Genomic DNA, 24276 nt, shown 5'->3' with positions numbered 1-24276 from the left:
CTTTCACCTTTCCCTGACGGGGGAAGGCACCACGCCGTCATCCGATAGATCGGAGGCCCCATGGCACAGATCGGCAAGGCGCCCTGCGACGACACGCTGATCCTGCATGGGTCTCCATCACCCACGGAAGAGGGCGCCTGCCCCGAAGCCTCCAAGCCCTGGGTGCTGGCCGCCGCCATCGTCGGCTCGAGCATGGCCTTCATCGACGGCACGGTGGTCAACGTTGCCTTGCCTGCCATCCAGGCCGACCTGCACGCCACGGCCTTCCAGGCGCAATGGGTGGTCGAGTCGTACGCCTTGTTGCTCGCGGCGCTGCTGCTGGTGGGCGGCGCGCTCGGCGACCGCTACGGAAGGCGGCGCATCTTCGCCATCGGCGTCGTCGTGTTCGCCCTGTCGTCGGTGGGCTGTGCACTGGCGGCCGACGTGCAACAGCTCATCGCCGCACGCGCGATTCAAGGCATCGGCGGCGCGCTGCTGGTGCCGGGCAGCCTGGCGCTCATCAGCGCGTCGTTTCCCGAGAAGGAGCGCGGCAAGGCCATCGGCACCTGGTCGGGCTTCAGCGGCATCACGGCGGCGGTGGGGCCGGTGCTGGGTGGTTTCCTGGTCGATCACTTCTCGTGGATCTGGGCTTTTCTCATCAACGTGCCGATGGCGCTGCTGGTGCTGTGGATCGTGCGCCGCCACGTGCCCGAGAGCAAAGGCGCTGCGGCGCGCGGCGGGCTCGACCTGTGGGGCGCGCTGCTGGCGACCGCCGGGCTGGGCGGCATCGTCTATGCCTTCATCGAAGCGCCGACGCAGGGCTGGCGTTCGCCGGCCGTGCTCGCGGCGCTGGCGATCGGCGTCGTGGGCAGCGTCGGCTTCGTCGTCGCCGAACGCCGGGCGCGCACGCCGATGCTGCCGCTGTCGCTGCTGCGCATCGGCAACTTCAGCGGCGCCAACCTGCTGACGCTGCTGCTGTATGCGGCGCTGGGCGGCGGGCTGTATTTCTTTCCGCTCAACCTGATCCAGGTGCAGGGCTACTCGGCCACGGTGGCGGGCGCGGCGCTGCTGCCGTTCATCTTCCTGATGTTCGCGCTCTCGGGCTGGGCCGGGCAGCTGGTCGACCGCTTCGGGCCGCGCCTGCCGCTGGTCATCGGGCCGGCCATCGCGGCCGTGGGCTTTGCGCTGTTCGCACTGCCGGGCGTGGGCGCGAGCTACTGGAGCGGTTTCCTGCCCGCCGTGGTGGTGCTGGGCTTCGGCATGACGGTGACGGTCGCGCCGCTCACCACCACGGTCATGAACGCCGTGGGGCCCGATCTCGCGGGCGTGGCCTCGGGCGTGAACAACGCGGTGTCGCGCGCGGCGGCGGTGCTGGCGATCGCGGTGTTCGGCGCCATCATGGCCTGGGCCTTCGACGCGGCGCTGGCCGAGCGGCTGCAGGCGATGGGCGCGTCGGACGAGGTGCGGGCTTTTCTTGCGGCCGAGCGCGACCGATTGGCCGCGGCCGGCGCGCCGTTGGGGGCCGATGCGGCCACCGTCGCCGCCGTGAAGCGCGCGGTGGCCGAATCCTTCGTCGCGGGCTTCCGCTGGGTGATGCTGCTGAGCGCCGGCCTGGCCGTGCTGAGTGCGGTGAGCGCCTGGCTGATGATCCGGCGCGCGCCTGCAGAAAACCAAGACAACAACAAGCCATGAGACAGGAGACAAAGAGCCGATGGAAGCAGCACAACCGGCCGACGCGCCGCCGCATGTCGATGTCCTGATCGTCGGTGCCGGCTTGTCCGGCATCGGCGCCGCCTGCCACCTGCAGGCGCAGTGCCCGGGCCGCAGTTACGCGATCCTTGAAGGCCGCGAACGCAGCGGCGGCACCTGGGACCTGTTCCGCTACCCGGGCGTGCGCTCCGACTCCGACATGTACACGCTGGGCTACGTGTTCCGCCCGTGGACGCAGGCCAAGGCGATCGCCGACGGCCCCTCGATCCTGCAGTACGTGCGCGACACCGCGCGCCAGCACGGCCTCGACGACAAGATCCACTACCAGCACCGCGTGGTGCGCGCCGCCTGGTCGAGCGCCGATGCCTGCTGGACGGTCGATGTGGCGCAGGGCGCCGACAAGCAGCTCGTGCAGTGGCGCTGCAACTTCCTTTTCCTGTGCAGCGGCTACTACCGCTACGAAGCGGGCTACACGCCCGATTTCGCCGGCATGGCCGACTTCCAAGGCCGCATCGTCCATCCGCAGCACTGGCCCGCCGACCTGGACCACGGCGGCCAGCGCGTGGTCGTGATCGGCAGCGGCGCCACCGCGATGACGCTGGTGCCCGCCATGGCCCAGACCGCCGCGCACGTCACGCTGCTGCAGCGCTCGCCGACCTACGTGGTGGCGCGCCCGGCCGAAGACCCGATTGCCAACCGCCTGCGGCGCCTGCTGCCGGCGATGGCCGCGTACCGCCTCACGCGCTGGAAGAACGTGACGCTCGGCATGCTGTTCTTCCGGCTCGCGCGGCGCAAGCCGGCGCGCGTCAGGCGCATGCTGCTGGGCGGCGTGCGCCATGCGCTCGGGCCCGGCTACGACGTCGCCACGCACTTCACGCCGCGCTACAACCCGTGGGACCAGCGCCTGTGCCTCGTGCCCGACGGCGACCTGTTCGTGGCGCTCAACGCGGGGCGCGCCTCGATGGTCACGGACCACGTCGACACCTTCACGCCCGAGGGCCTGCGGCTGAAGTCGGGCCGCGTGCTGGAGGCCGACATCATCGTCACCGCCACCGGCCTCGAGTTGCAGGTGCTCGGCGGCATCGAACTGAGCGTGGACGGCCGCCGCGTCGACCCCGCAGCGACCTTCAACTACAAGGGCATGATGTACAGCGACGTGCCCAACCTGGCCTCGTCCTTCGGCTACACCAACGCCTCGTGGACGCTCAAGTGCGACCTGACCTGCGCCTACGTCTGCCGGCTGCTGAACCACATGCACACGCACGGCTGGCGGCAATGCACGCCGCACAACGCGGGCCCCGACCTGTCGCCCGAACCCTGGATTGATTTCAGCTCGGGCTACGTGCAGCGCTCGCTCGACAAGTTTCCCAAGCAGGGCGCTCACACGCCGTGGAAGCTGCACCAGAACTACCTGCGCGACATCCTCCTGCTGCGCCTCGGGCGCGTGGACGACGGGGTCATGGCGTTCTCAAATCGCGTGGCCTGACCGCGCTGCGTGACACGTCGATGTATAGCTCTGCTCAATACAACATCGAAGATTTTTGAATTGGATCGATGGCAGGCGGCGGTGATTTACTCCGCCCGGCGTTGCACTCGCACTGAAAAAACGGCGAGGCGGCACCCGGGAATCACCCCACGACCCTGTGATGAGGAGACCTCATGAAGTCATCGATCCGTGCATCCCTGGCGGGCCTGCTGCTTGCCGCACTCGCCGGGCATGCAGGCGCCGCCGCGCTGGACGCTTTCGCGGCCACGCCGAACGCCGCCATCTCTGGCAACAACATCGAGAACCTGACGCAGTCGACGCCCGAGATGTGCGCCTCGGCCTGCCTGGGCGCGCCGCGCGGCGCCTGGTGCGTCTCGTTCGACTACAACAAGGCCGGCCAGAGCTGCGACCTGAGCGACAAGCGCGCCGCCGATGTGGGCGGGCTGAAGACCGACTACCCCGGCAACCCGTATGACCACTACAGCCTCCAGCCCGATCCGCTGAAGCCTTTCGCGCGCACGCCCAATGCGGCCATCAGCGGCTACAACACCGAGGCCCTGCAGGCCGTGACGCCCGCCGACTGCGCCAACGCCTGCACCGACGCGAGCCGCTCGTCGTGGTGCAAGTCCTTCGACTACAACAAGACCCAGCAGCGCTGCGACCTGAGCGACAAGCGCGCCAGCGACATCGGCGGCCTGAAGACCGACTACGTCGGCAACCCCTACGACCACTATTCACTGATTGCGGGCGAGGGCGTTCCCAACCCCGTGCCCGGCAACAAGCACATCCTGCTGATCGGCATCGACGGCCTGCGCGGCGACGCCATCCAGTGCGCGGGCTGCGTGCAGACGCCGGCGATGTCGGCGCTGATCGCCGGCGGCGCCTTCCACGGCAACGTGCTGGCAGGCGGCACCAAGCAGGCGACCGTGAGCGGGCCGGGCTGGTCGTCGGTGTTCACCGGCTTCTGGGCCGACAAGCATGGCGTGACCTCGAACACCACCACCTTGCCGCTGAAGAAGACGCACGTGTTCGACCAGATCAAGGCAGCCTGGCCGACGGCCACGACGGCGGTGGTGGGCGACTGGTTCAACATCACGCACAACCTGCGCCCGGCGCTGGCCGACTTCGTGGTCGCCAACGCGGCCAAGAACTCGCAGCAGGCCACCGATGCGGTGAAGGGCTGGCTGAGCTGGAAGCACCCGCCGACGGCCATCTTCTACTACCTGCACAACGTCGACGTCCACGCGCCGAGCTACGACCCGCTCAATGCCTACTACCAGGGCAAGATCGCCGGCGAAGACCAGCAGATCCAGCAGGTGCTCACGGCGCTCACGTCGCGCCCGAACTACGCGAATGAAGAATGGCTGATCGTCGTCACCTCCGACCACGGCGGCACCGGCAGCAGCCATGGCGGGCAGACGGCGGCCGAACGCGACACGCTGCTGATCCTGAACAACAACCACCTGAACCCGCTCAAGCCCAGCTACTGCGTGGGAAACCTGGGCGGCACCGTGCTGACGCAGGTGGACGGGACCACGCCGCACATCCTGGACTTCCTGGGCCTGCCGAACGCCACCGAAGGGCAGAAACACCCGGCATGCGGGCACTGAAAGAAAGAGGGTAGCCCGCGCGCTCCCCTCCACCGGCAAGCGAAACGCCTACCTTTTTGCTGCAGTGCGGCGAGCCGGAGCGCCCATCAGGTGCCGCCCCAGCGCCTCGAAGGCCGGCAGCGTGACGGGGTCGTTCGCCGCGTTGCCCGCCACCGGGTGCGAGGCGTAGCGCACGATCACCATCTGCGCCTTCGGGTCGATGTAGATGCGCTGGCCGTGCACGCCGCGCGCCATGTAGGCACCGTGGTCGTTGTGCGTCACCCACCACATGTTGCGGTAGCTCCAGCCCTGCAGCAGGGGGTAGCCGCCTTTGGTGAAGGCGGCCTTGTCACCGCCGCGGCGGATGTCTTCGACGGCGGCCTTGGGCACGATTTGTCGGCCCTTCACGCGGCCGTCGTTGCGCAGCATTTCGCCGAAGCGCGCGAGGTCGCGCAGGCCGGTGTTCAGGCCGCCGCCCGCGAAGGGCGTGCCGATGGAGTCGACGGTGAAGTAGGCGTCCTGCTCGGCGCCCAGGTGGCGCCAGATGCGCTCCGACAGCAACTGCGCCACGGTGCGGCCGGTGGCGCGTGCGATCACCCAGCCCAGCACGTCGGAGTTGACGGTCTTGTAGCCGAAGCCCTCGCCGTGCTTGCCTTCGGGCTGCACGGTCTGCAGGAACTCGTAGTAGCTGCGCGGGCCGGTGTAGTCCTTCGGCTTGGGCAGCGGGTTGCCGGCCTGCGCATGGGCCCAGACCTCGGCCTTCGGGTCGGCGTAGTCCTCGCTGAACTTCAGGCCCGTGGTCATATCGAGCACCTGGCGCACGGTGGCGTTGCCGAAGGCCGACTTCGCGAGTTCGGGCACGTAGTCGGCCACCGGCTTGCCGGCGTCGAGCGTGCCTTCGGCCACCAGCATCGCGCCCAGCGTGCCGACCACCGACTTGGTGACGGACATGGCGCCGTGCTGGCCGTCGTCCTTCAGCACGCCGAAGTAGCGCTCGTAGACCACGCGCCCGCGGTGCAGCACGAGGATGCCGTCGGTGTAGGTGGCGGCCAGCGAGGCGTCCCAGGTCATGGGCGTCTTCGCATCGAGCGGCGTGAAGCTGAGCGTGTCGATCTCCTTGCGCAAGGCCTGGGGCAGGGCGGTGGGCGCACCGAGCCCGCGCGACACGTTCACGGTCGGCATCAGCTGGCGGAAATTCGACACGCTCCAGCGCATCGCCGGAAACTGGAAATAGCTGCCGTCCTCGAAACGCAGCGTGCGGTCGGGCGGCGGCGGCGAGCCGGTCATCCAGCCGAGCCGGGCGGGGTCGCTGGCGGCGGCGTCGGGATAGGTGGCATCGGCCGCACCGGCCGACACCGCCAGGGCAGCGAGCCCGGCAGTCAGGAAAGCCTGGGCGCTGAAGCGGGTTCTAGAGGGGGCGAACATGGCAGTTCCGAAGCAAAGGACCGGACCATTGTGACCCGCGCCCTGCCTGCGAACTTCTCACTGACAGCCGCGGCGCAGGTTGACAACGCGCCGCTTCGGCTTTGATACTGAACCCTCCAGTTCATCATTCAACCCAAGGAGATTCCATGCAGAAGATCATTCCCTGCCTCTGGTTCGACGGCAACGGAGAGGATGCGGTCAACTTCTACACCGCCATCTTTCCGAAGTCGCGCCTCACCGACACGCTGCTCTGGGGCGATGTGAATCCCGCCAAGAAGGGCAAGCTGCTCACGGCGACCTTCGAGCTCGACGGGCAGTCGTTCATGGTGCTCAACGGCGGGCCCGAGTACAAGATCACGCCGGCCATCTCGCTCATCGTGACCTGCGAGACGCAGGAGGAGGTCGACTACTACTGGGACAAGCTGCTCGAAGGCGGCGGCCAGCCGGTGCAGTGCGGCTGGCTCACCGACCGCTTCGGCGTGTCGTGGCAGGTCACGCCGATGCCGCTCATTCGCATGTTCCAGGACAAGGACGCGGCCAAGGCGGCCCGTGCGATGGCGGCCATGATGACGATGATCAAGCTCGACATCGCCACGGTGAAGAAGGCCTTCGACGGGGAGTGACCCCCGCCGAGGCGCCGATCAGACCAGCCGGCCGATCGGCTTCTTGCGCCACACCAGGCGGTAGTACGCGGTCTGCAGCAGCAGCATCGCGCCGAAGGTCACCGGGTAGGCGACCCAGATCCCGTCCAGGCCCATGCCGAAGTGGCGGCTCATGAGCCAGGCCACCGGCACTTCCACCCCCAGGATGCACGCGATGGTGATGAGCGTTGGCACCAGCACCGAGCCGCTGGCGCGCATGATCCCCGAGATCGCCGAGGCCATGCCGAACAGCACCATGCTCCACAGCATGATGTGCAGCAGGTTCTGCGCGATCTCGATCACCGGTGCGCTGGTGATGAAGAAGCCCATCAGCGGGCGCGAGAACAGGTAGCCCAGCAGCACCAGCCCGCCCGTGAGCACGAGGTTCATGCCCAGCGCGGTCTGCACGATCGCGCCGAGCCGGTTGGCGCGGCCCGCGCCGATGGCCTGCGCGCCGAGGATCGACGTGGTGATCGCGATCGAGATGGCCGGGAACTGCACGTAGGCCACCACCTGGTTCACCGCGCCGTACGCGGCCGTTGCGTTGGAGCCGTAGCTGTTGACCATCGACAGCAGCACCACTTCGGCCAGCGCCACCACGATCATCTGCACGCCGGTGGGCACGCCGATCTTCAGCACCGCCTTCAGCAGCTGCGGCTGGATGCGCAGGCAGCGCACGAACTCCGCGTCGGGCGCGAGCGGGCTCTTTTTCTGGCGCAGCCGGAAGCCCAGCCATGTGGTCGCGACCGCGAACGAGAGCACCGAGGCCCACGCGCCGGCTGCCACGCCGAGCTGCGGCAACCCGCCCCAGCCGCGGATGAGCGCGGGCGTGACGACGAGGCCGATGGCCGTAGAAATCAGCAGCGTCAGCAGCGGCGTGATGGTGTCGCCCACGCCGCGCAGCATGGCGGTGGCCAGCAGGAACAGGAACACGCCGGGCATCGCGATCAGCATGATGCGGGCATAGCGCGTGGAGTCGGCCAGCACGTCGGGCGGCGTGCCCAGCATGGCCAGCATCGGCGTGGTGAAGACACCGCCGAACACCGCGATCGCCAGGCCCAGCAGCAGGCCCACCGTGAGCGTGGTGCCCGCCACCGCCTTGGCCTTGGCCGCGTCGCGCGCGCCCCAGGCCTGGCCGATGAGCACCGACGCACCGGCGCCCAGGCCGATGATGAAGGCGATGAAGAAGAACATCACCGGGAAGAAGCTCGAGACCGCCGCCAGCGCACTCACGCCGAGCATCTGCCCGACGTAGATGTTGTTGATGGTGCCGGAGAGCGACTGCAGGATGTTGCTGAGCAACATCGGCGCCAGGAAGAACAGGAACACCTTCCACAGCGGACGCGACGCACCCACGGGCGCGACGGGCACGCCCTTGAGTCCGCTCTGGTTGCTGCCGGGGCCGGTGGCGTGGTCGGGCGCCGCGCTCATGCAGCACCCCAGCCACCGGCCGACAGCTTGTGCAGGTGCACGCGCAGGTCGGTGGGCCAGGGTTCCACGAGGTCGCTGAAGCGCTGATGCTCGCCCGCGAACAGCGCGCGCGTGGCTTCCTCGAAGCCGGGCAGGTTGCCCGCGATGGCGGTCATGAAGCGGTAGGTGGCTTCGCGCGCGGCACGCACCGTGTCGCGGTCGGCGTGCACGTGGCGTGCGTCGTCCACCAGCTTGCGCAGCGCCACCGAGGCGCCGCCCGGCTGGCGGCCGAGCCAGTCCCAGTGGCGCGGCAGCAGCGTGACTTCGCGCGCCACCACGCCCAGGCGCGGACGGCCGACGCCGCGGGGTGCGTCTTCGTGTTTTTCGGCTTCGAGTGCGGAGGTTTCGATGGCCTTCGGGTCGCGCAGATCGACATCGAGCTGCTCGCCGGTCTGGTCGTCGAACACGAGGCAGGTGGCGGCGTCGCCGCGCTCGCGCAGTTGCGTGAGCACCTGGGCCTTGGTGCCGGCGGCGACGCGCTGGAAGCCGGCAAACGCAGTGAATGTGGTCGGTAGTTCGTCGGGTGACATGCGGATTCTTTTTGGGTTGTCGATCCGGGCGGAACGAAACGAGGTTCGTAATCTACCCGCAGGACGGTTCAGGCGTGCGGCGCGTCGTGATCGCACAGCACCCGCAGCGCGGCATGCAGGTCTGGCAGGCGTTGCGGGTCCAGCGATTTCACGGCGTCGGCGCAGATCGCCTCGACGGTGGTGATGGCGGCTTGCATCAACTTCTTTCCGCCGCTGCGAATAATCGCATGGCGTCGGGCGTCGCCATCGGGTCCCGTCGTGCGCTCGGCCAGTCCGGTCTTTTCGAGCAGCACCATCTTGCGGATGAGCGCCGACATTGGCAACCCCAGCGTGTGCGCCAGCTCGGCCATCGGCATGGCGTCGTTGCCGGCACGCAGCAACAGATGGAGCAGGGTGAAGTCGTCGTAGTCCAAGCCGTGGAAGGCACCCAGGTCCTCGTTGAGTTTCAGGCTCAGGCTGGCGTGGGCGCGGCCGAGGTCAAGGCAAAAGTCCAGTGCGTCGGTGCTCATGGCGTGTTGTAGCCCTTGTCAGTGGTGCACTGGAGCTCCTCGCGCCAGAGCTCCAGCAGCTTTTCCAGTTCCGCCGCGCGGTCGAAGGCGGGGTCGTCGCGCTCCTTCACCCGGTCGATCAGCTCGAAGCCGAAGTGTGTCGCGCCCTGCGCAAGCCAGTCGCGCTGCAAGGCCTTGTTGCGGTGCGAGCGCAGGTTCAGCTCGAAGCGGGCGCGGTTCATGGCGCCTTCGACGTCGAGGCTGCCGGCCACGTAGACGCGGCCGTCCATCAGGTTGCGGATGACGAAGACGCCGGCGGGACGCACGCTGTCCTTGTATTGCTTGACGAGGGTACGTCGGGCGGTGGGAGATGGATTCATCTCCAAATATTACCCGGGCAAAATATAAAACACAATACACCCGGGTAAAAATAGATTCACTCGGCGCGCAGCCGGTGCCATCCCCGAAGGACGCGCCGGTGCACCGCCCGCACGATGCGCCAGGGGCGGCTTTCGCGCACCCGCGTCAGCACGCCGTCTTTCCACGTTTTCCAGCGCGGGTACCAGCGGGCGAACCACGCCAGCTGCATCAGCGAGCCTTCGACCAGCTGGAAGATCCGCGCGACCACCGCCGTGCCCGCGAGCTTGGCCAGCAGCAGCACGGCCATGCCGCTGACCGCGTGGCCGCGGCCGAACAGAAACAGCGCCAGCAGCTTCACCGGAAAGAGCAGCAGCACCGGCACGAAGAATGCGAGCAACGCGCCCCAGGGCGGCAACGCGCGCAGCCGGCTTTCGAGCCGCGCCCAGAAGGGCAGGCGCGCCAGCCGCGCGATCAGCGCTGCCAGCGGGGCCCAGCCCCATTCCTCGAACAACAGCACGGGAACGAGCACCGCCGTGGCGGCGGCGCGGAGCAGGGCGCGCAAGGCGCGCACGAGGGGGTGTTGCATGTGCGAAGGGTATACGCACACGGCCGAGCGCCGCTGGGACCTTGCGGGCCCGGCGGCGCGGCGTTCGAAAAGTCGACGTCTGTTTTTCTACTTGCGGCCGACGCTGCTGTCTTCGGCGGGGCGGAAGAACAGGTACTCGCCCCGGCCCAGTTCGGGCGTCACTTCGTAGCCGCTGCACCGCGTGACGTTGCACTGGATGATCACGACGCGCGGCCAGATGGTGGCCGAGGTCGGAAACCCCGGCATGTACTGCGGCACGTGCCAGACGCCGTAGTCGCCCACCGGCTCGGCGTTCTCCGTGCCGCTGGCGTTCTGCAGGCCGCTGCCCATGGGCATCCGCTCGATGCGGATGAGCGGCGTGGCGGCGACCGACGCCGTCGCCACGCAACAGGCGGCCAGCCAGAGAGGAACGGTCCTGGTGTTCATGGTGATGGACTCCAGAGCCGGCCTCATTGCGCGTCGGCCGATGCCGAAGCCACCTCGTCGGCCGGGTCAGCCGGCAGGCGGCGCGTGATGCGCGCTTCCAGGATGTCCGGCTGCGGGGCCACGGCGCTTGCCATGACCGGTGCCGCCTCCGCCGCAGGTGCCGCGGCTTCCTCGGCGGGCGCTGCAGCCACGGGGGCCGGTGCCACCTCCGGCGCAGACGCCGGGACGACGGTCGCGGCCGGCGCAGGTTGCGGTGCCGGCGGTTCCTGCGCCGGGGCTGCCATGGGCATCGCCTCGACCAGCGTGGCCGGTGCGGCGGGCTGTTGCACCGCCACGACCGGCGCGGGCGTCGGGGCCGGAGCCAACGCGACAGGCGCTGCAGGTGCCACAGGCGCAACCGGCTGGGGCACGGCCACCGCCACGGGGGCTGGCGCAGGTGCCGGTGCCACGGCCACCGGAGCCACAGGCGCCGCCGGACGTGCCGCCACCGGTGCACCGCTGCCTGATGCCTGAGGTCCGAACGCGCTCACGCGTTCTTCGGCGGTCATCGACTGCGGGCACTTCGAGCCGGTCATTTCCAGCGCGGCCTGGGCCGCCGGGTCCATGCAGTCCATGGCCAGCGACGCTGCCTTCATGCCCTTGTTCCAGAGCTCGCGGCTCATCTTCAGGCGCTTGCAGTGCTCGTCCGTCCAGGTGGTGCCGAAGCTCAGGCCGACCCCCGGGCCGTTGGCGCTGGCGCTGGTGCTGCCCATGCAGGTGTCGTTGCTGGTCGTCAGGTTCGGGCCGCTCACGGACGGCACGTTCTTGACGGTGTAGCTGCCACGGTAGTCGACGACGCTGGTCGTCGCACCCGTGTTGTTGATGTTCTGTGTGCTGTTGCTGTCCACCGTGGCCCGGGAGGTGACATCCGAGGGGGCGGAGCTGTTGAAGTTCACCGCCTGGGTGTTGCCCTGGGCGTTGGTGGTGGCCGAGCTCTGCGACTGGTTGTTGGCGCCACCCGCCGTTGTTTGCGCCAAGGCGCCCGCGGACAAGCCCAGCAAGGTCAGGGCAATCAATGTTTTCATTTTTTCGACTCCTTTGGGAAGCGGGGGAGGGGCGTGCCCCTCCCCGTTTCTGGTCCAACAACCGATCTACCGGATCGCTCAGGGAGCGTTTGCGGTTGCGCCAGCGATCGCGCCGCCAGCGGTGCCGCCACCGTTGCTGAAGGTCGCTGCATTGCCGAGGTGGAAGTTGACGACGCCGGTCGAGCCGCCCGTCGAGCCCGCGGTGGCCGAGGTGGTCGTGCCGTTGACCACGCCGTTCACAGCACCGGAGGTGGCGTTGTAGCCAGCCGTCGTGCCCGAGGTGCGCGTCACCACAGCCAGACCGCCGCCAGGACCTGCAGCCGTTGCAGCCGTGTTGTTGGTGGTCGAGCCGGCTGCGCCGCCTGCGGAACCGCTCACCGGGTTTGCACCGCCGCCGGCGTAGTTGGCATTGGCAGCCGACGTTGCATTGGCCTGTGCATTCGCACCGCCTGCGGCCACGCCGTTGCCGGTCGTTGCTGCCACGCTGGTCACGCTGCCTTGGGTCGTTGCCGTGCCGCCTGCCGTGGCGCCGCCCACACGCAGGAAGGCATTGCCTGCTGCGCCGCCCGCTGCGTTGGCCGTGGCCGACGAGCTGGAGTTGGCTGCGTTGTAGCTCAGTGCGCTGCCCGTTCCGGAGCTGGCGGCAACCGAGCCCGCCGAGCTGGAGGAGCCGGTCGTGGTGTTGGTGACGGCGAGCGCCACGCTGCTACCGGTTGCAGTCCCGATGCCAGCCACGAGAACCACTGCCATGGCGATAAGAGTCTTCTTCATGATGCTTCCTCGATAGTGTTGAAACGAACCCGATCGCCGGGGAATCCGGCCATCAGCTAACGGTCAGCGAGCACGGATCGAATGGATTCCGTTGCGACCGGGATGCAGTTTCAGCGGGGGGAAGGGATCGAAAAATGCCTCAGGCTGGGTAGTGCAAGGCTATGGCGAAAGCAATGTCCGCGGCCATTTCCGGTGCCGGCAGGGAGCCGGTTTTCCGCAGGGTTCCCCTCGGAGCCACTATCACTTTCGTTCACAATCTGGCAATATTGCAACGAGACGAAACCAAGGTAATCAAAAAAGCCGCGAACCAAAAAAAGAGTAGAAATCGATTAACTTTTGTTCACGAAGTCGCGACTTATTTCTGTGACAAGGGGACGTAAATGGAAAACGAGCTTGACATTTCATTGACCGATGTCGGTGGCGGTGCTAGGAAGTTCTCCAATCCTGGCCAGTTTGGCGGGCTCCTCGCCCCCTCGGCGGATACCCTGCCGTGGCCTGACTACCTCACGGGTCAGGAAACCAAGCCCGTTCGTGTCTTGCTCGTCGACGACGACCCCTTTGTCCGCCGTGTCATCGCCCAGGAATTGCTGGGCGATTTGCGCATCCAGCTCGAAGGCCAGGCCGGCTCCCTGCGCGAGGGCCGGCGCCTCCTGATGCAGCATGAATTCGATGTGCTCATGGTCGACATCCGCCTCGGAGACGGCAGCGGATTCGAGCTCATCGAAGAAGCCAAGAAACACCGCAGCGCCGCCGAGATCATCGTCATTTCCGCGCTGGAAGACGAGCCTCAGGTGCTGCACGCCTTCGAGCTCGGCGCCTCGGGTTACCTGGTGAAGAACGCCTGGTTCCAGAGCTACGCCCAGGCCGTGCTGCAGGTGGTCAATGGCGGTGCCGCCATCACCCCCCGGCTGGCACGCCGGCTGCTCGTGCACCTGGACCACCAACGCTCCAATGCGAGCCCGGTGCGCCCGCCGGACAGCAAGGCCACCCTGTCGGCACGGGAGCGCGAAGTGTTGCGACTTGTAGCCACGGGATATGTGACGGAAGAGATCGCTCTGCAGCTCACCATCAGTGCCCAGACGGTTAACGCACACGTCAAAAACATCTACCGCAAGCTGCACGCCCACACCCGCGCGCAGGCCGTGAGTTTCGCCTCGCACCGGGGGCTGCTCTAGGGCGCGCTTCGGGCGCGCCGCGTTCGCAGCGGAGCCACCCATGCCCGCGCCGGCGCCCCCGCTCCCGCCGTATTTCCTGGAGGACCAGTTCGTGTGGCTTTCCATCGCCGCGTGGTGCGTGCTCCTGATCTGGCTGTGGCCGCGCGCCTCGCGCCGGCGGATGCTGCTGTGGGTGGGGCTTGCGTTTGCACTGCACCTGACGCCGGTGGTGGGGCAGGTGATCCGCGCGACCTCGGCGATCACCACACTGGGTACCGAGGTGCCGGCCGCCTTCTGGGCCCTGCAGGGGGTGAACGTCGCCGTGCTCTGCATGATCGTGGCCACCTGGTATTTCACGCGGCGCCGCCTCGTGCGCTACCGCCAGGCGCAGGCCGTGCTCGCCGAGCGCCGCCGCATCGCCAGCGACCTGCATGACGGCGTCGGCTCGCGGCTGGTGGCGCTCATGGCCAGCTACGACCCGCGCTCCGCCGACGCCCGCGAGCTGTCGATGGCGCTGCAGGCCTGCCTGCTGGAACTGCAGATGACGGTCGACTCCCTCGACGACCAGGCCGACACCAGCATCGGCGAGCGCCTGGGGCATTTGCGTTACCGGCTGCAACCGGCGTTCGACCGGCTGGGCATCACGCTCGTGTGGAACGTGCAGGACGTGGTGGTGACGCCGCCGCTGTCGCCCGAGGCCGCGATGCAGCTGTGCCGCATCGCGCAGGAGGCCTTGTCGAACGTGCTGCGCCATTCGCAGGCCACCCGCGTGGAAGTGCGCTTCGGCCCGCGCGAACGTTCACACGGGCTGGTGCTCGAAGTGCTGGACGACGGGCGCGGCCTGGGTGCGGCGGCCGGCGAATTCGGGGGCAAGGGCCTGCGCAGCATGCGTGAACGCGCCGAGGCGCTGCACGGCGAGCTGGCCGTCATGGACGCGGCGCCGCACGGGCTGCGCATCCGGCTCGTGATGCCCGGTGAAGTGCTGCCGCCGGCTGCGGTCGTGGCAGAGGCCGAGAGCACGTTGTAACCATCCTGTGGCGGTGGCCGGCGAGAGGCGTCTTCGCCTATGGCAAACTTCCGCGCTTTGCCAGGGACGCGCTCAAGACATGCAGAAAATCATTCGCCAGCTCGCCGTTGAAATCAAGGTCGGCGAGCACCAGGTGAAGGCCGCCGTCGAACTGCTCGACGAAGGCGCCACGGTTCCGTTCATTGCCCGCTATCGCAAGGAAGTCACGGGCGGCCTCGACGACATCCAGCTGCGCGAACTGGAAGCCCGGCTGTCTTACCTGCGCGAACTTGAAGACCGCCGCGTGGCGGTGCTCAAGGCCATCGACGAGCAGGGCAAGCTGACCCCCGAGCTGCGCGCCGCGATCGAATTCGCGCCCACCAAGCAGGAACTCGAAGACCTGTACCTGCCGTTCAAGCAGAAGCGCCGCACCAAGGGCCAGATCGCCCGCGAATTCGGCATCGAGCCGCTGGCCGACAAGCTGCTGGCCGACCCCACGCTCGACCCGGCCGTCGAAGCCAAGGCCTTCCTGCAACCCGCCACCACGCTGGACGACGGCAAGCCGGGCCCCGATTTCTCCACCGTGCCCCTCGTGCTCGACGGCGTGCGCGACATCCTGTCCGAGCGCTGGGCCGAAGACGCCGTGCTGGTGCAGCGCCTGCGCGAATGGCTCTGGAACGAAGGCCTGCTCAAGTCCACCCTGATGGCCGGCAAGGACGAGAACAACGCCGACATCGCCAAGTTCCGCGACTACTTCGACTACGACGAGCCCATCGGCCGCGTGCCGTCGCACCGCGCGCTGGCCGTGTTCCGCGGCCGCGCGCTCGAGGTGCTCGACGCCAAGCTCGTGCTGCCCGTCGAACCCGAGCCGGGCAAGCCCAGCATCGCCGAAGGCAAGATCGCGCTGCATCTGGGCTGGAGCCACGCGGTCCGCCCGGCCGACGACCTGCTGCGCAAGTGCGTGGCCTGGACCTGGCGCGTCAAGCTGGCGTTGTCGACCGAGCGCGACCTGTTCACCCGCCTGCGCGAAGACGCCGAAAAGGTCGCCATCAAGGTGTTCGCCGACAACCTGCGCGACCTGCTGCTGGCAGCCCCCGCCGGCCGACGCGTCGTGATGGGCCTGGACCCCGGCATCCGCACCGGCGTGAAGGTGGCCGTGGTCGATTCGACCGGCAAGCTGGTCGAGACCGCCACCGTGTTCCCGCACGAACCGCGCAAGGACTGGGAAGGCTCGCTGCACACCCTGGGCAAGCTGTGCGCCAAGCACGGCGTGAACCTGATCGCCATCGGCAACGGCACCGCCAGCCGCGAAACCGACAAGCTGGCCGGCGACCTCATCAAGCTGCTGGCCAAGATGGCCGCGCAGGCCGGTGCGCCCGAAATGACGGTCGACAAGGTCGTCGTCAGCGAAGCCGGCGCCTCCGTCTATTCCGCCAGCGAATTCGCCTCGCAGGAAATGCCCGATGTCGACGTGAGCCTGCGCGGCGCCGCCTCCATCGCGCGCCGCCTGCAGGACCCGCTGGCCGAGCTCGTGAAGATCGACCCCAAGAGCATCGGCGTGGGCCAGTACCAGCACGACGTCAACCAGAGCGAACTCGCGCGCACCCTGCAGACCGTGGTCGAAGACTGCGTGAACTCGGTGGGCGTCGACCTGAACACCGCGAGCGTGCCGCTGCTCAGCCGCGTGTCCGGCCTGTCGGCCAGCGTGGCCAAGGCCGTGGTGCGCTGGCGCGAAGCCAACGGTGCGTTCTCCACCCGCAAGCAGCTGCTCGACGTGACCGGCTTCGGCCCCAAGGCCTTCGAGCAGAGTGCCGGCTTCCTGCGCATCCGCGACGGCGCCGACCCGCTGGACATCACCGGCGTGCACCCCGAAACGTATCCGCTGGTCGAGCAGATCATCGTCAAGACCGGCAAGCCGATCGCCGAGCTGATGGGCCGCGCCGACATGCTCAAGACCCTCAAGCCCGAGCTGTTCGCCAACGAGAAGTTCGGCGTCATCACGGTCAAGGACATCCTGGGCGAACTCGAGAAGCCCGGCCGCGACCCGCGCCCCGACTTCAAGGTGGCGCGCTTCAACGACGGCGTGGACGACATCTCCGACCTCACCGAGGGCATGATCCTCGAAGGCACCGTGAGCAACGTCGCCCAGTTCGGCGCCTTTGTCGACCTGGGCGTGCACCAGGACGGCCTGGTTCACGTGAGCCAACTGAGCCACAAGTTCGTCAACGACGCCCGCGAAGTCGTCAAGACCGGCGACATCGTCAAGGTCAAGGTGATGGAAGTCGACGTGGCCCGCAAGCGCATCGGCCTGTCGATGAAGCTCGACGCCGCGCCCGCACGCCGCGACGGCCCGCGCGACAACCGCTTCGAAGGGGCAGGGCGCGGGCAGCAACAGCAAGGCCGGCGCGACAACTCGCCGCAACCGGCGGGGCAGATGGCGAGTGCGTTTGCCAAGTTGCAGGGGTTGCGCAAGTAACCCACCCGCGGACCGCACGTTTCTTGCAAACACCGTCGGCATGAAAGCCCTGCGCATCTACGCCGGCCCCGCGGCCCGCCAGCACATCGAGCAGCACGGCCTGCGCCCGCAGGACGTGCGCACCATCCCCGGCGCGGCCGGCGGGCCCAAGGGGCTGATCCTCGGGCCGCTCGATCGCTTCATCTTCGGGCGCTGGCTCACGCAGTCGAGCCAGCCGGTGGACCTGGTGGGCGCGTCGATCGGCGCGTGGCGGCTGGCGACGGCCTGCCTGTCGGACCCGGAGGCGGCCTTCGGGCGCTTCGAGCACGACTACGTGCGCCAGCAGTTCGAAGTGCCGCCGGGCCAGAAGCGGCTCAGCCCGCACCAGCTCAGCGAACGCTTCGCGGAAAGCCTCGACACCTTCTACGGCGGGCGCATCGGCGAGGTGCTGGGCCATGCGCGCTACCGGCTGCATGTGGTGACCTCGCGCGGGCGCCACATCCTGGGGCGCGAGGGCAGGGCGCGCACGCCGGTCGGCTACCTGGGCGCCTTCGCGAGCAACAGCCTGCACCGCAAGAGCCTGGGCGCCTGGCTGGAGCGCTGCGTGTTCTCCACGCCCGGCGCGGCCTTGCCCTTCGGCACGACCGACTTCCGCACGCGCCAGCACGCGCTGAGCGAGGCCAACTTCAACCGGGTGCTGCAGGCCTCGTGCTCCATTCCGTTCCTGCTGGCGGCGGTGCACGACATTCCGGGCGCGCCGCGCGGCGCCTACTGGGACGGCGGCATCACGGACTACCACCTGCATCTGGACTACCAGCCGGCCGACGAAGGCATCGTGCTGTACCCGCACTTCCAGCAGGCCGTGGTGCCGGGCTGGCTCGACAAGGGGCTGCGCTGGCGCCACAAGTCGACGCGCTTTCTCGACCGCATGGTGGTGCTGGCGCCCAACCCCGAGTGGGTGAAGACGCTGCCGCACGGCAAGCTGCCCGACCGCAAGGATTTCATCCGCTTCGCGAACGACGCGCAGGCGCGCATCTCTGCGTGGGGCCAGGCCACGCGCGAGGCGACGCGGATGTCAGACGAGTTCGAGGCCTGGCTCGGCGACGCCGGGCGTTCGCGCGACATCCTGCCGCTCTGAACCCGCCTTGTCCCGTCGGGGACAAACCCTGAGCGCCGGCGCGCGAGGGCGCTTCGAGAATGGTCCAGTCCATTCACAGAAGATGCCATTCCAGGGGTTCCCGACCATGCCGCACGCCACGCTCTCCCGCCGCCGTTTCTCCCTTGCCACGGCCGCCGCCGCAGCCAGCCTCGCCGCACCGTCTTTCGCGCAGAGCGCGTGGCCGAACAAGCCGATCCGCATCGTCGTGCCCTACACGCCGGGCGGCTTCACCGACCAGATGGCGCGGCTGGTGCAGGTGGGCCTGCAGACGCGGCTCGGCCAGCCCGTGGTGATCGACAACAAGCCCGGCGCCAACAGCCTGATCGGCGTCGATGCCGTGGCCAAGGCCGCGCCCGACGGCAGCACCTTCGGCGTCGTGATCGCGGCCTACACGGCCAACACCACGCTGTACCCCAAGCTGCCCTACGACCCGCGCAAGGACCTCGTGGGCGTCTCGCTGATGGGCGTGTCGCCGCTGCTGGCGGCGGTCAACAACGACGCGCCGTTCAAGACCGCGCGCGAGCTCATCGACTACGCACGCAAGCACCCCGGCAAGATCAGCTTCGGCTCCTCGGGCAACGGCTCGGCCGCGCACCTCACGAGCGAGCTGTGGAAGTCGCTCACGCAGACCTACATGATCCACATCCCGTACCGCGGCGCGGTGCCTGCGCTGACGGACCTGATGGGCGGGCAGATCCAGCTGTTCTTCGACGCGCCCACAGGCCTCATCAACCAGGGCAAGGCCGGCAAGGTGCGGCTGATCGGCGTGGCCGGCGACAAGCGCCTGCCGGCCGTGCCCGACGTGCCCACCTTCATCGAGCAAGGCTTCGCGGGCTTCACCGGCAGCACCTGGGCGGGCATGCTGGCACCGGCGGGCACGCCGCGCGAGATCGTCAAGCGCATGTCGGAGGAGGTGGCGCGCATCATCAAGAGCGACGAGACGCGCGCCAAGCTCGACGCCATGGGCACCTTCCCGGCGGGCAGCACGCCCGAGGAGTTCGATGCCTTCATTGCCGCGGAGACCACCAAGTGGGGCAAGGTGATCCGTACGGCGGGGGTCAAGCTGGAGTAAAGCGGCGACCATCGTCGCCGCCAGCGGACTTACATCGACGCTTCGAGCATCGCCTTGTAGTCGTCGCGCGTGGCCAGCCGCGGGTTGGTCTTGTGGCAATGGTCGGCCATGGCGCCGTCGATGATCTGTTCGAACATCGCGGGCGTCACGCCCACTTCGGCCAGGCCAGCGGGCAGGCCGAGGCGCGCGTTCATGTCGCGGATCGCATGGCCGAGGTCGCCGGCCGAGTCCAGGTGCATGGCCTGCGCCATGCGCTGCAGGCGCTGCTCTTTCTGCACCGACTCGGCGCCCGAATTGAAGTGGATCACCGCCGGCAGGAAGAGGGCGTTGAGCGTGCCGTGGTGCAGGCGCGGATCGACGCCGCCCAGGCTGTGGCTCAGCGAGTGCACGCAGCCCAGGCCCTTCTGGAAGGCCATGGCGCCTTGCATCGACGCGCTCATGAGGTTCAGGCGCGCTTCGCGGTCGCTGCCGTCCTTGGTGGCGCGTTCGATGTGGCCCCAGGCGCGCTCCAGGCCGTCGAGGCCGATGCCGTCGGCCGGCGGGTTGAAGGCGGCCGACATGAAGGTTTCCATGCAGTGCGCGATGGCGTCCATGCCGGTGGCGGCCGTGAGCCGGGGCGGCAGGCCGAGCGTGAGCTCGGGGTCGCAGATCGCGGCCTTGGGCATGAGGAACCAGCTATGGAAGCCCAGCTTGCGGTGGTCGTCGACGATGACGATGGCGCCGCGCGCCACCTCGCTGCCGGTGCCGCTGGTGGTGGGCACGGCAATGAGCGGCACCGCGCGCTCGGTGATCTTGGGCGAGCCGCCTTCGATGGTGGCGTAGGTCTTGAGCGGGCCTTCGTGCGTGGCCGCGATGGCCACGCCCTTGGCGCAGTCGATGGCCGAGCCGCCGCCCACGGCGATGAGGCCGTCGCAGCGGCCGCTGCGGTACAGCTCGACGGCGGCGCGCACCGCGGCCTCGGTCGGGTTGGAGGGCGTCTGGTCAAACACCGAGACCTCGAGATCGGCGATGGCGTCGAGCGCCTTCTGCAGCACGCCGGCCGCGCGCACGCCGGCGTCGGTGACGATCAGGGGGCGGTTGATGCCGATGCGCGCGCACTCGCTCGACAGGAGCTGGATGGCGCCGAATTCGAACTGGATCTGGGTGAGGTATTGGATGAGGGCCATGAGGGGGAACGCCCGAGGGCAGTACGATTGCTGACCGTTCGAATCTAACAAGAGGGGACATTCTTGCCCATCAACAAAACCCTTGCGTGTGTCGCGCTCGGCTCAGTGCTGGCCGTCTCGGCCCAGGCCGCCTGCCTCAGTGACTCCCAGGTGGCCGACTTTGCTGCCGCGCAGGCGGCGCGCACGCCCGCCGCCGACATCGAGAACCTCGACGAGGCCGACGCCGCCTGCACCCGCGCCAAGCTCAACGTGCTGCATGCGCGCAACCTCGGTGACGTGGTCGGCTACAAGGCGGGTCTCACCAACCCCGCGGTGCAGAAGCGGTTCAACTACGACCAGCCGGTGTGGGGTGTGCTCTACCAGCGCATGCTGCTCGACACCGGCGCGGTGGTCGACGCGGCCTTCGGCGCGCGACCGCTGTTCGAAGCCGACATGCTGGTGCGCGTGAAGAGCGCCGACATCCACAAGGCGAAGACGCCGGCCGAGGTGCTGGCCAACATCGACCAGCTCATTCCCTTCATCGAGCTGCCCGATCTCGCGGTGCAGACACCGTCGAAGCTCAACGGCCCGGGCGTGGCGGCGATCAACGTCGGCGCGCGGCTCGGTGTGCGTGGCCTGCCGGTCGATGTGCCGACGACCACCGACGGTCAGGCCTGGATGCTCGAGAGCCTGCGCAACATGCGCGTGGTCATGAAGGACGGGCAGGGCAAGGAGCTGGCGACCGGCAAGGGTTCGGACATCCTCGAGCACCCGCTCAATGCGGTGGTGTGGCTGGCCGGTGCGCTGGCCAAGGAAGGCATCGCGCTGAAGCCGGGCGACCTGATCAGCCTGGGCTCGTTCTCGCCGCTGCTGCCGCCCAAGGCCGGGCAGACGGTGGTGGTGAGCTATGAAGGGCTGTCGCGCATGCAACCGGTGGTGGTGTCTTTCAAGTGAGCATTACGACCACGACAGCAAACCGCCTCGCGCAACCGGCACTCACCCCGAAGATGGCCGGCGTGGTCGAGCGCATGGCGCGCGCGGGCCATCCGCCGCTCGACCAGCTCACGCCCGACGAAGCCAAGGCCTCGTACGAAAAGGGCGCGGGCGTGCTCGAGGTGCCCAAGCCTGAACTGGCGCGCATCGAAGACTTCCACATCGCCGCGCGCGACGGCCACGCCATGCCCGCGCGGCTGTATGCGCCGTCTGCCGAGGTGTTGCCGGTGCTCGTGTACTTCCACGGCGGCGGCTTCACGGTCGGCAACATCCGCACGCACGACACGCTGTGCCGCGTGCTGAGCCAGAAAAGCGGCTGCGCGGTGGTGTCGATCGACTACCGGCTCGCGCCCGCGCACAAGTTTCCGACCGCATCGAACGACGCCTGGGACGCCTTCCAGTTCATCGCCACGCAGGGCGCGAGCCTGGGCCTGGACGGCACGCGCCTGGCGGTGGGCGGTGACAGCGCGGGCGGCACGCTGGCGGCCGTGTGCGCGATCCTGGCGCGCGATGCCGGCCTGCCGGTGGCGCTGCAGCTGCTCATCTATCCCGGCATGGCCGCGCACCAGGACACCGAGTCGCACCGACGCCATGTCGACGGCCCGCTGCTGACCAAGGCCATGATCGACTTCTTCTTCGCCCAGTACGTGAATACGCCCGCCGACCGCGACGACTGGCGTTTCGCGCCCTTGCTGGCCGACGACGTCGACGATGTGGCGCCGGCCTGGATCGGCCTGGCCGAGGCCGACCCGGTGGTGGACGAAGGCATCGCCTACGCCGACAAGCTGCGCGCCGCGGGCGTGGCGGTCGACCTGGAAATCTACCGTGGCGTGATCCACGAATTCATCAAGATGGGCCGCGCGATTCCTGAAGCGCTGCAGGCGCAGAACGACGCGGCCCGCGCACTGAAAGAGGCATTGAACCCATGAGCGAGAACAACAACACCCCGGTCCGTCGCGAGGACTTCCACTACTTCCACCGCCTGCGCGTGCGCTGGGCCGAGGTGGACATGCAGAAGATCGTCTTCAACGCGCACTACCTGATGTACTTCGACACCGCCATCGCCGACTACTGGCGCGCGATGGCGTTGCCGTACGAAGAGGCGATGCACTCGCTGGGCGGCGACCTGTACGTGCGCAAGGCGACCATCGATTTCCGCGCCTCGGCCCGCATGGACGACGTGATCGACGTGGGCATGAAGTGCGCGCGCATCGGCAACTCGTCGATCATTTTCCAGGGCGGCCTGTTCCGCCAGGACGAGTTCCTGGTGGGCTGCGAGCTGGTCTACGTGTTCGCCGACCCGGCCACGCAGACCTCGAAGCCGGTGCCCGCGGCCCTGCGCGAGACGCTGACGGCCTTCGAGGCCGGCGAGCCGATGCGCACCATCGAGACCGGCGACTGGGCCACGCTCGGCGACGGCGCGAGCGCGCTGCGCCGCGCCGTGTTCATCGAGGAACAGAACATTCCCAAGGAGCTGGAGTGGGACGCGCACGACGCGGTCGTGCTGCATGCGGTGGCGCGCAACCGGCTCGGCCAGGCCATCGGCACCGGCCGGCTGCTGCCCGCCGAGGACGGCGTCTCGCACATCGGCCGCATGGCGGTGCACCGCACCTTGCGCAGCGGCGGCCACGGCGCGGCCGTGGTGCAGGCGCTCGAAGACGCGGCCCGCGCGCGCGGCGACCGCGAGGTGGCGCTCAATGCGCAGCGCAGCGCCGAGCGCTTCTACGCGCGGCTGGGCTACGCGGTGCACGGCCAGCCGTTCGAGGAAGCCGGCATTGCGCACATCGAGATGCGGCGCGCGCTGCGCTGAGCGCAGCGCTTTCGATCAGTAGCGGGCCGGCGGGTCCGGCACGTAGCCGGGGTCCGAGCCGGGGAAGGGCGACGGGCCCGACGGACGCGGCCAGCGCTGCGGCTCGGGGATGACGCCCGCGGCGACCAGGTTCTCTCGGCTGTCGTAGCGGATGCGGATCACCTCGTCGGGCTGCGAGCTGGCGCGCTCGAAGGTCGTCTTGCCGACGTACGAGGTCTCGCGCCGTCCGTGGGCCGTGCCCAGGCTCGGGCTGGGCGCCGACTGGCGGGCCATGGCGCTGGCGGACGACTCGGCGGCCATGTCGGCATTGCCGGCAGGTGGGGCCGCCTTGGCACGCGCATCGCCCATCGACGACGGTGCCGGCGGTGCCTCGCTGCGCCGTTCGCGGCTGCTGTTGCCGCCGCTGTACTCGTCGCGCGACGGATAGGGCGTCACGACCGGCGGCGGCGGTTCCGGCCGGCGCTCGCGGAACATCGCGACGCCGATCACGCCCACGTCGTCGGGGCGGCCGGTACGGCTCGCGTAGGAGTTGCCAGCGGCGGCGAATTCGAAGGCCGCGATCTGCGAATCGCTCTTGCGCCAGCCCGCGATGTCGCTGCGCTCGCGCGGGCCGAACACGTAGCCGTTCTGGCCGACGCCGGCGGTTTCGCCGGTGACGACGTTGACGCCGTCCACCGACATCACGGCCATGATGCGTTCGCCCATCGCGTTGCGCGCCCGGATCGCATAGCGCGCGCCGGGCCGGCCGGCCACCCAGTACTCGCCGCGGTGGCGGTAGATCGGCAGCTCGGCGCCGCTCGTGCGGTCGACGATGCTGATGTTCATCAGCCCGCCGATGCGGCTGGCACCGGAGGGGTACGGCCGCATCGGGCTTTCCGCCCCCGCCGACAGCGCGGTCAGGGCCAGGACGGTGGTGAGGAGAAGTCTGCGCTGCATCATGGTGGCTTCCTTGCCAGG

At 68.7% G+C, this 24276-nt stretch carries 23 protein-coding genes; 12 read left to right on the top strand and 11 right to left on the bottom strand.

All coding sequences use genetic code 11. From position 1 onward, the window contains the following. The first annotated feature begins 60 nt into the window (after nt 1-60). The 3 genes from AC07OH_RS06785 to AC07OH_RS06775 all read left to right on the top strand — a co-directional run bounded on the left by AC07OH_RS06785 (nt 61) and on the right by AC07OH_RS06775 (nt 4785). Entirely contained in the window at nt 61-1671 is a 1611-nt protein-coding gene (locus AC07OH_RS06785; RefSeq protein WP_495300061.1) for an MFS transporter, read from the top strand. Nucleotides 1672-1690: 19 nt separating this feature from the next. Further along, on the top strand, nt 1691-3175 hold the full coding sequence (locus tag AC07OH_RS06780; protein WP_495300060.1) for a flavin-containing monooxygenase: 1485 nt from the start codon (nt 1691-1693) through the stop codon (nt 3173-3175). A gap of 173 nt (nt 3176-3348) precedes the next feature. Next, nucleotides 3349-4785, top strand: coding sequence for a PAN domain-containing protein (locus AC07OH_RS06775; protein ID WP_495300059.1), 1437 nt, complete (start codon nt 3349-3351; stop codon nt 4783-4785). Nucleotides 4786-4833: 48 nt separating this feature from the next. Here AC07OH_RS06775 and AC07OH_RS06770 read toward each other — a convergent pair whose 3' ends face one another. Then, nucleotides 4834-6189, bottom strand: coding sequence for a serine hydrolase domain-containing protein (locus AC07OH_RS06770; protein ID WP_495300058.1), 1356 nt, complete (start codon nt 6187-6189; stop codon nt 4834-4836). A 146-nt stretch (nt 6190-6335) separates the two neighbouring features. Between AC07OH_RS06770 and AC07OH_RS06765 the strand changes: the two genes are divergently transcribed. Next, entirely contained in the window at nt 6336-6812 is a 477-nt protein-coding gene (locus AC07OH_RS06765; RefSeq protein WP_495300057.1) for a VOC family protein, read from the top strand. An 18-nt stretch (nt 6813-6830) separates the two neighbouring features. On the opposite strand, the gene AC07OH_RS06760 is transcribed toward AC07OH_RS06765, so the two are convergent. The 8 genes from AC07OH_RS06760 to AC07OH_RS06725 form a co-directional block, all read right to left on the bottom strand. Beyond that, the gene (locus tag AC07OH_RS06760; protein ID WP_495300056.1) at nt 6831-8261 is read right to left on the bottom strand and encodes an MATE family efflux transporter; all 1431 of its coding nucleotides are present in this window, start codon (nt 8259-8261) and stop codon (nt 6831-6833) included. Then, a complete protein-coding gene (locus AC07OH_RS06755) occupies nt 8258-8830 on the bottom strand; it encodes a DUF2239 family protein (protein ID WP_070060635.1) in 573 nt (190 codons plus the stop codon). The genes AC07OH_RS06760 and AC07OH_RS06755 overlap by 4 nt, the downstream gene beginning before the upstream one ends. Before the next feature lie 68 nt (nt 8831-8898). After that, entirely contained in the window at nt 8899-9339 is a 441-nt protein-coding gene (locus AC07OH_RS06750; protein WP_495300055.1) for a MarR family winged helix-turn-helix transcriptional regulator, read from the bottom strand. Continuing rightward, nucleotides 9336-9698 carry a GIY-YIG nuclease family protein gene (locus AC07OH_RS06745; RefSeq protein ID WP_495300054.1) on the bottom strand — a complete coding sequence of 121 codons (363 nt, stop codon included), beginning with the start codon at nt 9696-9698 and terminating at the stop codon, nt 9336-9338. The genes AC07OH_RS06750 and AC07OH_RS06745 overlap by 4 nt, the downstream gene beginning before the upstream one ends. Before the next feature lie 56 nt (nt 9699-9754). Beyond that, entirely contained in the window at nt 9755-10264 is a 510-nt protein-coding gene (locus tag AC07OH_RS06740; RefSeq protein WP_495300053.1) for a hypothetical protein, read from the bottom strand. Between the two features lie 87 nt (nt 10265-10351). Beyond that, on the bottom strand, nt 10352-10690 hold the full coding sequence (locus AC07OH_RS06735; RefSeq protein ID WP_495300052.1) for a hypothetical protein: 339 nt from the start codon (nt 10688-10690) through the stop codon (nt 10352-10354). A gap of 23 nt (nt 10691-10713) precedes the next feature. After that, nucleotides 10714-11754, bottom strand: coding sequence for a hypothetical protein (locus AC07OH_RS06730; RefSeq protein WP_495300051.1), 1041 nt, complete (start codon nt 11752-11754; stop codon nt 10714-10716). A 78-nt stretch (nt 11755-11832) separates the two neighbouring features. Beyond that, nucleotides 11833-12525 carry a hypothetical protein gene (locus tag AC07OH_RS06725; protein ID WP_489056813.1) on the bottom strand — a complete coding sequence of 231 codons (693 nt, stop codon included), beginning with the start codon at nt 12523-12525 and terminating at the stop codon, nt 11833-11835. Nucleotides 12526-12905: 380 nt separating this feature from the next. On the opposite strand from AC07OH_RS06725, the gene AC07OH_RS06720 reads away from it, so the two are divergent. The 5 genes from AC07OH_RS06720 (at nt 12906) to AC07OH_RS06700 (ending at nt 19371) form a co-directional block, all read left to right on the top strand. Next, complete coding sequence (locus AC07OH_RS06720; protein ID WP_489056814.1) at nt 12906-13700, top strand: LuxR C-terminal-related transcriptional regulator; 795 nt, start codon at nt 12906-12908, stop codon at nt 13698-13700. A 91-nt stretch (nt 13701-13791) separates the two neighbouring features. After that, entirely contained in the window at nt 13792-14706 is a 915-nt protein-coding gene (locus AC07OH_RS06715) for a sensor histidine kinase (protein ID WP_495300050.1), read from the top strand. A gap of 79 nt (nt 14707-14785) precedes the next feature. Then, nucleotides 14786-17161, top strand: coding sequence for a Tex family protein (locus AC07OH_RS06710; protein WP_495300049.1), 2376 nt, complete (start codon nt 14786-14788; stop codon nt 17159-17161). A 40-nt stretch (nt 17162-17201) separates the two neighbouring features. Beyond that, on the top strand, nt 17202-18278 hold the full coding sequence (locus tag AC07OH_RS06705; protein WP_495300048.1) for a phospholipase: 1077 nt from the start codon (nt 17202-17204) through the stop codon (nt 18276-18278). 106 nt (nt 18279-18384) lie between these two features. Continuing rightward, nucleotides 18385-19371, top strand: a complete 987-nt coding sequence (locus AC07OH_RS06700; protein ID WP_495300047.1) for a tripartite tricarboxylate transporter substrate binding protein — start codon at nt 18385-18387, stop codon at nt 19369-19371. A 29-nt stretch (nt 19372-19400) separates the two neighbouring features. On the opposite strand, the gene gbd is transcribed toward AC07OH_RS06700, so the two are convergent. Then, the gene (gene gbd, locus AC07OH_RS06695; protein WP_495300046.1) at nt 19401-20537 is read right to left on the bottom strand and encodes a 4-hydroxybutyrate dehydrogenase; all 1137 of its coding nucleotides are present in this window, start codon (nt 20535-20537) and stop codon (nt 19401-19403) included. Nucleotides 20538-20600: 63 nt separating this feature from the next. Here gbd and AC07OH_RS06690 point away from each other — a divergent pair, with 63 nt between their 5' ends. The 3 genes from AC07OH_RS06690 to AC07OH_RS06680 are packed head-to-tail and all read left to right on the top strand — an operon-like array spanning nt 20601 to nt 23319. After that, on the top strand, nt 20601-21470 hold the full coding sequence (locus AC07OH_RS06690; RefSeq protein ID WP_495300045.1) for a 2-keto-4-pentenoate hydratase: 870 nt from the start codon (nt 20601-20603) through the stop codon (nt 21468-21470). A gap of 53 nt (nt 21471-21523) precedes the next feature. Next, nucleotides 21524-22438: an alpha/beta hydrolase gene (locus AC07OH_RS06685; RefSeq protein ID WP_495300963.1), complete on the top strand. Its 915-nt coding sequence runs from the start codon at nt 21524-21526 to the stop codon at nt 22436-22438. After that, entirely contained in the window at nt 22435-23319 is an 885-nt protein-coding gene (locus tag AC07OH_RS06680; protein ID WP_495300044.1) for a YbgC/FadM family acyl-CoA thioesterase, read from the top strand. The genes AC07OH_RS06685 and AC07OH_RS06680 overlap by 4 nt, the downstream gene beginning before the upstream one ends. A gap of 15 nt (nt 23320-23334) precedes the next feature. Here the strand turns inward: AC07OH_RS06680 and AC07OH_RS06675 are convergent, their stop codons facing one another. Then, nucleotides 23335-24255: a hypothetical protein gene (locus AC07OH_RS06675; RefSeq protein ID WP_495300962.1), complete on the bottom strand. Its 921-nt coding sequence runs from the start codon at nt 24253-24255 to the stop codon at nt 23335-23337. Between the last annotated feature and the right edge of the window lie 21 nt (nt 24256-24276).

Source organism: Variovorax sp. GW821-FHT10C12 (assembly GCF_059415405.1).
Note: the sequence above shows the minus strand (reverse complement) of the source record. Positions and strands in the feature narration are given on the sequence as shown.